The following is a 13,132-nucleotide window of genomic DNA, read 5'->3' on the forward strand; positions in this document are numbered from 1 at the left end:
CTATCCGTCACTTCGCACCTGCCTAGTCAATCGGCGAACGCCCGATAGCATCCGCCGCGCCGCGCGCCGGGCGGTTTGTCGACAATTCACGATCACGCCGACGAACATCCGTCGAGTTGAGCGACATGGACGCCAGGCGCGTTGCCATGCGGTCGCGAAGCGGTGGCGGGCGAAAAGCCTTCAATCGCTAATGGTTATCCGGCGGATGATTGCGGTCTTCATTGCCGCCGCGCGCCTCGCCGCCGTGCTCACCGGACGGACCGCCCGGGTGCCCGGCAGCCTGTCCCTGAGGAGCGCGCGTCATTTGCCCGGGCGGCTGCACAGGCCCGTGCGCATATCCCGGCTGCGGTTGCGCCGGCCCATGAGCGTACCCCGGCTGGGGTTGCGGCTGCGGGCCGCCGTGCATGACCGGCCTCGGGTTCATGGCCGGACCGCCCGCCGCCGGCGGACTACCATGCGGCGGCGGACCGCCCCGCATTGGCGGCGGATGATTCGCCCACCGGTCCCGGTCGTGATACCAAGGCTGGCCGCGATAGTAGTGATCCCAGTAAGTTCCGAACGAGAACGCCACGATCGGCAGCCCGATCTGCACGCCGTAAGTCATGACCGGCACCTCGGTACCCTGGTACGGATAGTCGAGATATCCGCCGTAGACCCAGCCGCGCAGTTCGGGCGCTCCGACGTCGCACCAGCTGTAATCGGTAACGCAGCCGTACACCGTAAGCTGCGCGCCCGGCGGCACTTGCGCAACCACCGGATAGTCCCCGGACGGACCCGCATAAACGTTCACGGGCTGATTCGTATACGCCAGCGATTGAGCGAACGCCGCTCCGGACAGCGCTATCAGGCAAACGCCTCCCGCGATGGCTCCAATGACGATTTTCTTTTGCACGATTCCTCCGTCGGAAAGAGCGGCCCATGCCTGAGGTGCGCTATTCGTTTCGTCCCGGCCATAACCGCGCCTCGATAGCAGGGCCACGTTGCTTGGACAGGCCTGTGGCGTTTGAATTGCACCCGACTGTCTGCGCAATTACGTTTTGTCAGCGTTCTTACCGTTCAGCAATTTTCATGCTTTGCCGTTCATGTATCGAGCTGAGCAAAGCCCCGGTCCTGGAAGCTGCGCGGCCTGGCTAGATCCGCGCGCGTTTTTGGGGTGCCCTTCTGCCCGAAGGTTAGCGGCGCGCGTGTTATCGACCCTGAGCAGCCTGTCGCCCCGGCGTTATCTCACAGGCCGTTCCCAAGGAGAAACGGCCATCGCCGCGCAATAGGTCAGCCATCATGTGCGAAGTGCTCCGCCTGCGCGTGGCCGCTGGGCGTCGGTCATCTCTGCGGGATCGAGGGATGTCTCGTGCAGGTCCGTTCCACTGGTCTCGGGCAAGAATACGGCAGCACAAAATGCGATGGCGTAGGCGCACAGGGCGCACGTGCCCATAGCCGTGCCGAGCGACAAAGACGCGGCAAGGAGCCCCACCGTCGCTGGAACGATGGACCCGAAGCCGCGGCCACCTCCGAGGCAAAACCCCTGGCCACTGGCTCGAATGCTGGTCGGGAATAATTCGGCAAAGGTCGGGAGCATGCCAGACGCCAAAGCAGCCTGAAAAGCGCCCAGAAAGAAGCTGAGCACGATGGTGACGGCGCCTCCTATTGGAACGAGCAAATAGACGGCGACGTTGGCGGCTTGCAGGACCAAAAACGTCATGAACGCGGGTCGTCGGCCCACGCGGTCCGACATCCACCCGTAGAAGAACGGCCCGACAAGGGAACCCAGGATATTAAAGGCGAGATAGCCGGCACTCGTCGCGACCGAGAGGTTCAAAGCGGTACGCAGATAGGTCGGCAACCAGGTGATCATGACATACGCCCCCCCGTAGATACCCGTCGCCATGACCACAGCGGCCACGGTGCGACGCAGGTGAGCCCGGCCGAAGATTTCCCAGAACGGAGCAGCAATGACCCCACTGTCGCGAGCGGCCTTCACGTCGGAGTACGCGTCCGACTCGGGCACCAGCCGGCGGATGAATAAAATCAAGCCGGCTGGCAAGATGCCGATAGCGAAGAACACGCGCCAGCCAATCTGCTCGGGGAATAGTGAGGCTATGACCGGCAATAGCGCGACTGACATGGCATAGCCGAGGGCATAGCCACTTTGAACAGAGGCAGCGACCCGGCCGCGCAGCGCGGGCCGGATGACTTCGCTGATCAGCACGCCGCCCACGGCCGCTTCGCCGCCGTAACCCAAGCCTTGCATGACACGGATGCCGAACAGCACGGGAAACGAGTTGGCGAAAGCCGCGGCGACGGTGAATATGCCAACCCACAAGATTGTGAACTGCAACACCCGGACGCGCCCGACTTGGTCAGCAAGAATGCCCGCACCCCAGCCGCCGATGGCGACCCCCAGGAGCGCCGCGGTGGCCAGGTAGCCCACTTGCGGATGAGTCAGCCCAAGCGTCGCGATCAGGGCCGGGATCACCAGTGAAAAGATGGTGGCATCCATCGAATCGAGGCCAAGCCCGGCGAAACACGCCCAGTATGTGCGCCGCTCAACAGGTGTGAGATCAGAGTACCAACCCAGACGCATTTTTTTGTCCCTCTAAATTTTAGTGAAGTCGCGCTCGATGCTTTGGCGAAGTTCGGCGAGTCGCACGAGTTGCTTGATCGGCGCACCAGTGGAGAACGTAGTCAAGCGCGCCGCGGTGAGCGGTGATCTGAGCACCGGATATGCCGGGGCATCGAACGGCCACAGGCACATTGATTAGCTTCAGTTCGAAACATGGTGTCCCACCGGGCGCGAGAAATCGGATCGAGCAAACTGGATATGGGAAGAGATTCGAACTGCCACCCAGGACGCACGTTAGCGAAGTGGCGTGCGGCTTAGAAGATTCGGGTTAACCACATGCTCTGCCGATAACATTCAGTTTCTGCCGCTTCCCATACGCACCGGGAAGACCGGAAGTCCGCGGGGAGCCCCGGCGGCGAGGACTGTGCGCTATTTTTCCGGATCCGGGACGCAATCCTCGCGACCTTCGGTGGCCAGACCACCGATAAGTAAATTAGATGGGACGTGAACGAAGTCGCAGTAAGACGCCCAGAGGAATGCTCGCCTCGTCGCACCTCGGTGCTCAGGATTGCCGCCTCGCCTTACGGCAAGGCATTGGTGCAGCGTTGCCAGGCAGGCCCCCGCTAACGGAAAGAGCAGACAGTGCAGCCATATCATGAACTAAGGATGACTGATAATTGACGTCCTGAAATTTTGCTCGCTCTCGCGGAATTCTACGGCCCACTTGTTACTGCGACACAACCAAACTGCGCACGGTTCGCGGCATCGATACTGGTTTACCCCGTCCGGTTCAAGTAAGAAAAATGCCATCCAATCTAAGTTTTATCCATGGACCCTTTGCCGTTCGTGCAATTAACCTTGCCGAATGAATTCCGATGCGCTTTTTTGCCGGAATTGACTCCGATCCAAAAAAACACATCAATCAGAGGAGACAAATTTAGCAGTCGAACTCATAAAGACCGCGTTATCTTGCCCCGCCGCTATCGGCCTCAGCGACCCGACGGGTCGCATTGAAATTGACCATCTCTCCGTAAAACCGTGACGTACCCGGGCGTATCGGGACGCTCGAATGCTCACCGCATGACGTTTAACTTAGCTATACCGATCAATAAATATCTACAAAGGCATCGGCATACCGATGCAGATAAAAATGGAGATGCCGCATGAAATGGTTTACCACTCTCGCATCCGGCGTAGTCTTGTCCTGCGCAGCCGCTCCCCCCGTGTTCGCGCAGTCATCGGTCACACTCTATGGCGTGCTCGACAATGGCTTCGTCTACCAGAGTTCGGGCGGTAACAATTCGGCGATCCGTGCGGTACCGGGCGGACTTTTCGCGACACGCTACGGCTTTAAGGGCAGTGAGGATATCGGTGACGGCTTGCACGTCAACTTCCAGTTGGAGCAAGCATTCTCTGGCCAGACGGGTGCAGCCACCAACCCGGCCGATGCCTTTAATCGTCTAGCGTTTGTCGGTGTCTCCGGCGGTTTCGGAGAAGTCCGTTTCGGCTTGCAAAACTCGCCGCAATACGACGTTCTCCAGGCGGCAATGGATCCTTCCTGGGTTAAAAGCATCGCGTCGCCCATGAATAATTTCAACGGTCTGATCATCCGCGCGAACAACGGCATCTCCTATTACACGCCCACGTTTGGCGGGCTGAATGCCAAATTCATGGTGGCGTTGCGCGATCCGACGACCGGGGGCAACGGCGTGGGGTTCTACAACGTCGTCATCCAGTACATCAACGGGCCGTTAAATGTGGCCGCTGGCTACGAACGAGGAGACGAACCTGGGGTCGGGGCGGGCGGGAGCTATACGCTAGCGGGCGGTGCTGCCGCGGGTCCTGGCGCGGTATTGAGCGTGTTTAACGCGGGTGCTTCGTATGCGATCGGGGCCAACCGCGTCTGGCTGGCCTATCACACGGAAAACCTGACCAATACGCCGAAATACATGCAGCACGACGTCTACCAGATATCGGACTCGTATCAGTTCGGGCCGGCTGCTTTACTTTCGCTGATGTACGGTTACCTGTACGACCGTACGGGGAAGGGCAACAATGCGCAGCAATTGGGCCTCCTTTTCGAATACTCCCTGTCCAAATCGACTGAGCTCTACACGGCGGCTGGCTTTATCCAGAACCGGAATCAAGCAAGCTACACGCTCTCCGGCACCGCCTATTCGGGCCTTGCGATCACTCCCGGCACCGACACGCGCGGCATCGGGGTCGGCCTCGTGCACAAATTCTAAGATCACCGCAAAATCCTCACCCGGTTTTCTTCAGAAGCGTCGTTTGGGCGTTCTCGATGATTCCGGGAGGAGCCATTTCCAAACGATCAATCACAGGAGTCCCGGATCACGGATCGGCCGGGCTCTGCCGCCTGACGCAAGGGCGCTGTCGCGCCAAGGCGCTCATATGGAAGTGCCCGTATTGGGCGGCGGACAAGGCCGGCAATACGGTCGATTTCCTGTTGCGTGCGCATCGCGACAAGGCTGCCGCGCACATCTGCTTCTAGAAGTCCATCGATTAAAACGGTGCGCCTGAGACCGTGACCATAGACAGCAAAGGCCAGATGAAGGGCGACGGCATCACGCGAACAGCTACCGCAGTTCTATTTCGCGACACACTCTAAAAGTGCCATCGAATCTAGTTTTTGTGTAGGGACGTGAGGACCGTCCTCAAATATTCTTCTCTTATCGAAACGATGCGTCCGGCGCTGGAGCCTTCATTCAGCCGTCGATGACGCCTAGTCCAAAGGAGATGAATGTTGACCAAAAAAGTCCGGCTCAAGATCGCAATCGCTGAGCATCCGCACACGTCTGCAATCCGTAACGGCTCCATCCCCATCGAGGGCGTGGATGCAGAGTTCATCACAGTCCAGCCGCAAATTGGCGCGTTCCGCCGGATGGTGCGCGACGTCGAATTCGACGTTTGCGAACTGGCGCCGACCACTTACATCATCGCCCGTGCCTATGGCGCACCGTTCGTCGGACTGCCGATCTTCGTCGTGCGGCGCTTTCATCATGGCGGTCTGCTGGTGCGCCCGGACGCGGGGATCGAGACCCCCAAGGACCTGGAGGGCAAGAAGGTAGGAGTGCGCGCCTACTCGGTCACGACCGGCGTGTGGACGCGTCAAGTCCTCATTGACGAGTTCGGGCTCGATTCGTCGAAGGTGACCTGGGTCGTCGATGACGAGGAGCATGTCACCCAACTCAAGCTGCCGTCGAACGTTGTCCACGCCCCGGAAGGAAGCTCGCTGGCGAAAATGATGGCCAACGGCGAATTGGCGGCAGGCTTTGGCGCTGCCGCGGGCATAGGCCGCACCGGTGCGCCCACCGGCGGATGGAAGGAGGTCGAGGCCGACTATCCTGATCTGTTGCCCAATGCCGCAGAACTCGAAGCCGAGTACTACACCCGCACACGGGTGTATCCGATGCATGGAACTATCGTCGTCAAGGACTCGGTGCTCGCCGGGCATCCGTGGATCGCGAAATCGATTTTCGACGCTTTTGCACAAGCGAAGAAGGAATGGCTGGCGCGTCTTGACGCCGGAGAAGCAACCAGCGCCAGCGACAGGAAGTACCTGGAACTGCGCAAGATTGTTGGACACGATCCGCTTCCCTACGGTCTTCAAGAGAACCTCAAGACGATCGAAACCTTGGAAGCCACCGCGTTCAAGCAAGGCCTCACGCCGCGCCGCATGTCCATTGACGAACTGTTCGTAGACCCACTGGCCCGCTGATTGGAGACAATATGATTATTGATTGCCACGGCCATTTCACGACCGTACCCACTTCATTTCGCAACTGGCGCGCCAGGCAGGTCGAGTTCGCGAACGACCCGGCCAACGCACCGTCGCGCGCCGGCGCACATGTGACCGACGATGAAATCCGGGAAGGGGTCGGCAATGGTCAACTCCGGCTGCAGCGCGAACGGGGCAGTGATTTGACGCTGTTTTCGCCGATCGCCGGATTGATGAGCCACCATCTGGGCAACGAGCGTACGAGCCTGGAATGGGCTGAAGTATCGAACGACCTCGTGTACCGCGTGACGGAACTCTATCCCGGCAACTTTGCACCGGTTTGCCAGTTGCCGCAGTCGCCGGGGGTGGCGCCTGAGAACTCCATTGCCGAGTTGCGGCGCTGCGTCGAGCAGATGGGTTTCGTGGGATGCAACCTGAACCCCGATCCGACGGGCGGCTACTGGACCGGCAAGCCGATGACCGATCGCGAGTGGTATCCACTCTACGAAGCACTGGTCGACCTCGACGTGCCCGCGATGATCCACGTGGCAGCCTCGTGCAACCCTTGTTTTCATGGCACCGGCGCGCACTATCTGAACGCCGATACCTCCGTGTTCATGCAGGTGCTGCAGTCTGACTTGTTCAAGGACTTTCCAACGCTGCGCCTGGTTATTCCACACGGCGGTGGTGCGGTTCCTTACCACTGGGGACGTTATCGGGGGATGTCGCTAGAAATGTGTGACCGGCCGCTCGAAGGCCTGCTGAACAATATCTTCTTCGACTCATGCGTTTATCACAAGCCGGGCGTCGAGTTGCTGACCAAGGTCGTGCCGACCGACAACGTGCTGTTCGGATCGGAAATGGTGGGTGCGGTGCGAGGCAGGGATCCAGCCACCGGCCAGTACTTCGATGACACCAAGCGCTACATCGACGCTTGTACGGCACTGACAGACGAGGATCGCTTCAAGATCTTCGAAGGCAATGCGCGGCGCGTCTACCCTCGGCTGGATGCACGCCTGAAAGCGCGCGGCAAATGACGTTGGCGCCTGCTTCATGCAACTTGAAAAGGACTGAGACACTCATGGCTTCATCAATTGTTGATATCCACCCGCACATCATTTCCGACGATGAGAGCCGCTATCCGCCGGCACCGCTGTTCGGCACGCGCTCGGAATGGTCGAAGGAGCGTCCGACCACCGTCGAGATGCTGATTGCGTCGATGGACAACGCCGGCGTCGGCAAGGCCGCTGTGGTCCATTCCTCGACCACCTATGGTTTCGACAACAGTTACGTAGTTGAAAGTTGTGCCAGGTATCCAGGGCGCCTGGTGGCCGTCGGTTCCGTCGACGTGTTGCAGCCTGACGCGCCGGCGCGCATCCGCGAATGGGTCGATCTCGGTCTCGCGGGTTTGCGCTTGTTCACGGGCGGCAGCACGAAGGAGTTCGACCCGAGCGAACTCGACGATCCACGTTCGTTCCCCGCGTGGGAGCTGTGCGCGGAGCTGGGCCTGACGATGTGCATCCAGACCGGACCCATAGGATTGCCGCAGGTAACGAAGCTTGCCGGCCTGTTCCCGAAAGTGCCGATTATCCTGGATCACCTGGGACGTCCCGAAGTCGCCGATGGTGCGCCTTATGCCGCGGCACAAAGTCTGTTCGACCTGGCGCCGCTTGAAAATATCTACCTGAAGCTTACCCCCCGTATCTTCGGCGATGTGAAGAAGGAAAAGGCCAGTGCTGAAACATTCTTCCCGCGCGTGGTTGAGGCGTTCGGGGCGAAACGGATGGCTTGGGGCTCGAATTTTCCGACGTCGCCGGGGACGCTCGCGGACATCCTTGCGACCGCTCAAGCGAGTCTGCAATGCCTGAGTGATGAAGACCGTGCGTGGATATTCGGCAAGACGGCACAGCAGCTGTATCCGGCCCTGTCGTGAGTTCCGGCGAATCCGTGCACTCCGCACAAGGCGCCAAAGACGCCTGGGCGGCCGAGAAACAGAGTCAGTTCAAACCAAGAAGAAGGCAGATGGAGACAAACAAGCCAGAACGAACAGGGACGATCAACCGATGGAGCATTCTCGCGCTCCTCGCGGTCGGTGTCCTGATTTCGTTTGTCGATCGCACCAGCATTTCTTCCACGCTGGCGGACGTAGGTTTCGTCAAACACTTCGCGCTCACGAACGTTGATCGCGGCTGGATCAACTCGGCCTTCTTCTGGTCGTATGGTCTGTTCCAGGTGCCGATGGGCTGGGTGGCCGATCGCTACGGGGTGAAATGGCCCTACGCGGTCAGCTTCGCATTGTGGTGTGCGGCCACCGCACTGATGGGAGCGGTGACGGCACTCGCGAGCCTGGTCGTTTTGCGCCTGATCATCGGCATGGCCGAGGCCATCGTCATTCCGGCGAGCTATCGATGGATTCGCAACAACTTCGACGAAAGCCAGAATGGCCTCGCCGTCGGCATTCTGGCAATGGGCAACAAGTTCGGTCCCGCACTCGGTGCGCCGGTCGGAGCCTGGTTCATCGTCAATTATTCCTGGCAGGTCATGTTCGTGGCGACGGGCCTGGTCGGGCTGATCTGGCTTGCGCCGTGGTTGCTGCTGGTGCGCGACGACCTTCCATCGAGGACGGAACTCACCGCGGCGAACCGAAGCGCGCGCACGGTCAGCCTCGGCAGCATCTTGTCCAGCCCGGTCGTTTGGGGCGGAATGATCACCAACTTTTGCTACGGCTATTTCACCTTCTTTTGCATGACCTGGATGCCCGCTTATCTGGTTGAACAACGTGGTCTTTCGATATCGAGGTCGGGGCTCTACACCTTCTTCAGTTTCGCCGGGATCGCAATCGTCGCGGCCATCGCGGGATGGGGGGCGGACCGGATCATCGCTCGCGGATACAACGCTGTCCTGGTGCGCAAGGCATTCACCATCGCGGGCTTCGTGGGCGGATGCACCGTCCTGCTCGGCGCCTATGCCCACTCACTCGAGATGGCGCTGTTCTGGAATGTGCTCTCGTTGTCGCTGCTTGGCCTTACGACTGCGAACAACCTTGTCCTCTCCCGCCTGACCTTGATTCCCAAGCAGGCGATCGGATTGGTCACGGGCGTGCAGCAGGTTGCCACCAGCTTCGCGGGTGGTGTGGCGGCGAGCCTGTCCGGCTGGCTTCTCCATGTCAGCGGAAGCTACGACGTACCGATGATGGTGATCCTGGTCTTCCTGCTGATCGGCGCAACGGCGACAGCCACCATGTTCCGTCCTGAATGGGCGCCGAGGGTCACCGAAGCGCCGGGTTCGCTGCGGCAAGCCTAGAAATCACCGCATGGCCGCAATAGCAGGCCTTGTTGAACACATCAATTCACTGAGAAACCATATATGGCGAAGATCGTATTCGGGATGGCGGTGCCGCACAGCGGCATGCTGGGTCAAGCACCGGAAGACTGGCTGAAGAACGGCGAGCGAGACCGCAACAATCCGGAATTGTGGTATCGCAACCGGACCTGGACCTATCCCGAACTGGAAGCGCACCGCGGAGCAGCGTTCGAGAAATTCCTGACGCTCGAGGAGCGCACTGCGCGCGCCGCGCGCTGCCGTAGCGCGCTGGACGAGATGGCCGCCGCCTATCGCGACGCAGACATTGATGTCGCAATTATTCTGGGCAAGGACCAGAAGGAGATCTTCACCGATTTCTCGCCCTCGATTGCCATTTATAGCGGCGAGGAAGTGCACAACGGCCCGCCGCAGCGGCCAGTCTATGCGCCTGACCATCATGTCACGCACAAGTGCCATCCGGAGCTGGCGGCCTATCTTATCGGGCACTTCCAGGGTGAAGGCTTCGACCTGACCGACCTCTTTGCGTGGCCCGATAACGTGTGGATGAAGCCACTGCCCGACTATCCGGTGGCGCCGCATGCGTACAGCTTCGTGTATCACCAGATCATGGACGACAATCCGCCGCCGCACGTCCCGATCATCATGAATTGCTTTTATCCGCCGACGCAGCCGTCGATGTCACGCTGCATTGAATTTGGGCGCGTGCTGCGCGATGCCATCAACGCATGGCCTGCAGATGTGCGTGTGGGTATTTTCGCCTCGGGCGGTTTGTCCCACTTCGTCAACGACGAAGAGTTCGATCACAGCATCCTGAAGATGCTGGCTGACTACGATTATGACCGCCTGGCCGCGGTGGATGACCGCTCGTATCAGTCGGGTACGTCTGAAATCAAGCTCTACGTCAGCGTGATGAAGGCGGTGCAGGAAACAGGCGCCGAGATGACGCTGGTGGACTACGTTCCCTGCTGGCGCACACCTGCGGGTACCGGCGAAGGCATGGGCTTCATGTACTGGAAAGCGGCCGGCTGAACAGGCCACGTACAACCGCTGTGCACAGGATCAACGAGAGAGATGTGCACATAAATCAATGAGAGGGAAAGACCATGAGCGACACTCGCCTCAACAGCATCATTCGCGCTTTCGAATCCGGTAAGCCGGCCTTTACCGCATTTTCGAAACTGGACAAGCAGACAGCCATCGAGATGAGCGATGCACCCTATGACGGCATCGTCTTCGAGATGGAGCACAACCCCTATGACGTATCGGCATTGGGCGATGCGTTGCAATACATGCTCAATCGCAAGCAGATCGCCGAATCCGGTTCGGTCGCGCCGCGTGTCACGCCTATCGCGCGCATTCCGGCCAACGGTGTCGAAATGAACCAGGCCTTCGCGAAGCAAGTGCTCGATCGCGGCGCCTATGGCGTGGTGTGGCCGCATGTAGCGACGGTCGAGCAGGCCTATAACGCCGTGGCGTCCTGCCGCTATGCGCGGCCCAGGGACGTGCCGCTGTATGAGCCCAAGGGTGTGCGTGGTGACGGTCCAGCCACCGCGGCACGTTACTGGGGATTGAGCATGGCCGAGTACTACAAAAAGGCGGACGTTTGGCCCCTGGCACCGCAGGGGGAGATTCTGGTCGGGCTGATGTGTGAAAGCACTGAGGCGATAGAGAACCTTGACGACATCCTGTCGAATGTGCCGGGTATCGGTTTCATCCTCATTGGCGAGGGCGATCTCAGCCAGCAACTGGGCTATCCGCGTGAGTATGAGCATCCGGTTGTACTCGACGCCATGCGCCAGATTGTCGAGACCTGCCACAAGCACAAGGTGGTGGTCGGCAATCCGCATGTCACTGCGAAGAATCATCAGCGGCTGCTTGAAGAGGGATACCGCTTCCTGATGGCGGCGCCGCAACGCAGCTATGGCGTGGTCGGTGCGGCACGCGAGATGGCGGGGTATTAAATGAACGGCGCCGAAAGCCTGGTCCAGACGCTCACCGATCAGGGCGTCGATATATGTTTCGCGAATCCGGGCACCTCGGAGATGCACTTCCTGAAGGCGCTTGAAAATCCGGGCATACGCAGTGTCCTTTGCTTGTTCGAGGGCGTCTGCACAGGTGCGGCGGACGGGTACTACCGGATGAAAGACACGCCGGCCTCCACGCTGCTGCACCTCGGGCCGGGACTCGCAAACGGGCTCGCCAATATTCACAACGCCAAACGGGCATCGTCCGGCATGGTCAACATCGTGGGCGAGCATTCTGCAGCGCACCTGAAATACGATCCGCCGCTGATGTCCGATATCGAGGGACTCGCGCGGCCACTAAGCCACTGGGTGCGCCGCGTTGAATCGCCACGCGCGGTGGCCTGGGACGTTGCAACCGCGGTGAGCAAGGCTAGCGAACATCCGGGCCAAATTGCGACGCTCATCCTGCCCGGGGACACCTCGTGGCAAGACGCGGGTGAACAAATCTTGCTGCCGCGCACGGTCGCCAGTGCGAAGATCCCGGACGCTGCGCGCGTCGATCACATTGCGCAGGTGCTGCGTTCCGGCGAGCCAACGCTCATCATCCTGGCCGGCCGTTCGACACGCGGCCGCGCGCTCGAACTGGCGGGCAAGCTCAAGGCGGCGACCGGCTGCCGCATCGCGACGCAATTCTTCAGCTCACGGATCGAACGCGGAGCAGGGCGGGTCACGCTCGAACGTATTCCCTATGCAGTGGGACTGGCCGTCGACTATCTGAAAGGTTTTCAACACATCATCACGGTGGAGACGACCGAGCCGATCGCATTCTTCAGCTATCCTGACAAACCGAGCTTGCTCAAGTCGCCCGGTACTCGCGTTCATTCGCTGATCGAAATTGGCGAGGACGGTGTAGCCGGTCTCGAGATGCTGGTTGAGGCGCTCGGCGAGACAAAGTCGGTAGCCGTGATTCAGCCGCGTTCGGACGCCCCGCCACCGACCGGTGCATTGACTCCAGCCACGATTGCGCAGGCGCTGGCCGCCGCGCTGCCCGAGAACTGCATCCTCGTCGACGAATCGCTGACCACAGGCCGCGAGACGATGGGGCTGACCGTTGGCGCCGCGCGTCACGACCTCATCAACAACATGGGCGGCTCGATCGGCTACGGAACCCCGGTTGCCACTGGCGCAGCGCTGGCCTGTCCCGAACGGCGCGTGTTCTGCATGGTCGGTGACGGCAGCGCCATGTACACCATCCAATCGCTGTGGACCCAGGCACGAGAGGGCCTGAACATAACGACGATCATCTTTGCCAATAACAGCTACGCGATCTTGAAGGCTGAGTACGCCAACATGGGGGCCGGGGCGCCAGGCGCGCGTGCATTGGCCATGATCGATATTGATCGCCCGCGTATCGATTGGCTGGCGATGGCGAAAAGCATGGGCGTGCCAGCGGTTGCGGTGGAGACAGCCGAGGCTTTCCACAAGGCCATGGCCGACTCGGTGCACGAGGCAGGCCCGTGCCTCATCGAGGTCAGGTTGTAATTC

10 protein-coding genes and 1 pseudogene are annotated in these 13,132 nt (G+C 60.3%); 9 read left to right on the forward strand and 2 right to left on the reverse strand.

Annotated features, from left to right (window positions below; all coding sequences use genetic code 11):
• Positions 1 to 187: 187 nt before the first annotated feature.
• Both ABH944_RS05915 and ABH944_RS05920 read right to left on the reverse strand, forming a co-directional pair.
• Positions 188 to 892, reverse strand: a complete 705-nt coding sequence (locus ABH944_RS05915) for an SH3 domain-containing protein (protein ID WP_404605166.1) — start codon at positions 890 to 892, stop codon at positions 188 to 190.
• Between the two features lie 384 nt (positions 893 to 1,276).
• Positions 1,277 to 2,581 carry an MFS transporter gene (locus ABH944_RS05920; RefSeq protein WP_404605164.1) on the reverse strand — a complete coding sequence of 435 codons (1,305 nt, stop codon included), beginning with the start codon at positions 2,579 to 2,581 and terminating at the stop codon, positions 1,277 to 1,279.
• A gap of 1,142 nt (positions 2,582 to 3,723) precedes the next feature.
• Between ABH944_RS05920 and ABH944_RS05925 the strand changes: the two genes are divergently transcribed.
• The 9 genes and pseudogenes from ABH944_RS05925 (at position 3,724) to ABH944_RS05965 (ending at position 13,129) form a co-directional block, all read left to right on the forward strand.
• Positions 3,724 to 4,806: a porin gene (locus tag ABH944_RS05925; protein WP_404605162.1), complete on the forward strand. Its 1,083-nt coding sequence runs from the start codon at positions 3,724 to 3,726 to the stop codon at positions 4,804 to 4,806.
• Positions 4,807 to 4,973: 167 nt separating this feature from the next.
• Positions 4,974 to 5,069: pseudogene (locus ABH944_RS05930) on the forward strand (IS6 family transposase); the annotation flags it as partial.
• 252 nt (positions 5,070 to 5,321) lie between these two features.
• Positions 5,322 to 6,299 (forward strand): PhnD/SsuA/transferrin family substrate-binding protein, encoded by a 978-nt coding sequence (locus tag ABH944_RS05935; protein WP_404605160.1) that lies wholly within the window; start codon positions 5,322 to 5,324, stop codon positions 6,297 to 6,299.
• An 11-nt stretch (positions 6,300 to 6,310) separates the two neighbouring features.
• Positions 6,311 to 7,336, forward strand: coding sequence for an amidohydrolase family protein (locus ABH944_RS05940; protein WP_404605158.1), 1,026 nt, complete (start codon positions 6,311 to 6,313; stop codon positions 7,334 to 7,336).
• Positions 7,337 to 7,380: 44 nt separating this feature from the next.
• A complete protein-coding gene (locus ABH944_RS05945) occupies positions 7,381 to 8,232 on the forward strand; it encodes an amidohydrolase family protein (protein ID WP_404605156.1) in 852 nt (283 codons plus the stop codon).
• An 89-nt stretch (positions 8,233 to 8,321) separates the two neighbouring features.
• Entirely contained in the window at positions 8,322 to 9,602 is a 1,281-nt protein-coding gene (locus ABH944_RS05950; RefSeq protein ID WP_404605154.1) for an MFS transporter, read from the forward strand.
• A 63-nt stretch (positions 9,603 to 9,665) separates the two neighbouring features.
• Positions 9,666 to 10,652 (forward strand): DODA-type extradiol aromatic ring-opening family dioxygenase, encoded by a 987-nt coding sequence (locus ABH944_RS05955; protein ID WP_404605152.1) that lies wholly within the window; start codon positions 9,666 to 9,668, stop codon positions 10,650 to 10,652.
• A gap of 74 nt (positions 10,653 to 10,726) precedes the next feature.
• Positions 10,727 to 11,584, forward strand: coding sequence for an HpcH/HpaI aldolase family protein (locus ABH944_RS05960; protein WP_404605150.1), 858 nt, complete (start codon positions 10,727 to 10,729; stop codon positions 11,582 to 11,584).
• Entirely contained in the window at positions 11,585 to 13,129 is a 1,545-nt protein-coding gene (locus tag ABH944_RS05965) for an acetolactate synthase large subunit (RefSeq protein ID WP_404605148.1), read from the forward strand.
• The last annotated feature ends 3 nt before the right edge of the window (positions 13,130 to 13,132 follow it).

The organism is Caballeronia udeis (assembly GCF_044909315.1).
GTDB lineage: Bacteria > Pseudomonadota > Gammaproteobacteria > Burkholderiales > Burkholderiaceae > Caballeronia > Caballeronia udeis_A.

Coding starts and splice junctions, on each gene's coding strand:
- ABH944_RS05920 (WP_404605164.1), bottom strand. CDS start 2,581: ATGCGTCTGGGTTGGTACTCTGATCTCACACCTGTTGAGCGGCGCACA.
- ABH944_RS05925 (WP_404605162.1), top strand. CDS start 3,724: ATGAAATGGTTTACCACTCTCGCATCCGGCGTAGTCTTGTCCTGCGCA.
- ABH944_RS05935 (WP_404605160.1), top strand. CDS start 5,322: ATGTTGACCAAAAAAGTCCGGCTCAAGATCGCAATCGCTGAGCATCCG.
- ABH944_RS05940 (WP_404605158.1), top strand. CDS start 6,311: ATGATTATTGATTGCCACGGCCATTTCACGACCGTACCCACTTCATTT.
- ABH944_RS05945 (WP_404605156.1), top strand. CDS start 7,381: ATGGCTTCATCAATTGTTGATATCCACCCGCACATCATTTCCGACGAT.
- ABH944_RS05950 (WP_404605154.1), top strand. CDS start 8,322: ATGGAGACAAACAAGCCAGAACGAACAGGGACGATCAACCGATGGAGC.
- ABH944_RS05955 (WP_404605152.1), top strand. CDS start 9,666: ATGGCGAAGATCGTATTCGGGATGGCGGTGCCGCACAGCGGCATGCTG.
- ABH944_RS05960 (WP_404605150.1), top strand. CDS start 10,727: ATGAGCGACACTCGCCTCAACAGCATCATTCGCGCTTTCGAATCCGGT.
- ABH944_RS05965 (WP_404605148.1), top strand. CDS start 11,585: ATGAACGGCGCCGAAAGCCTGGTCCAGACGCTCACCGATCAGGGCGTC.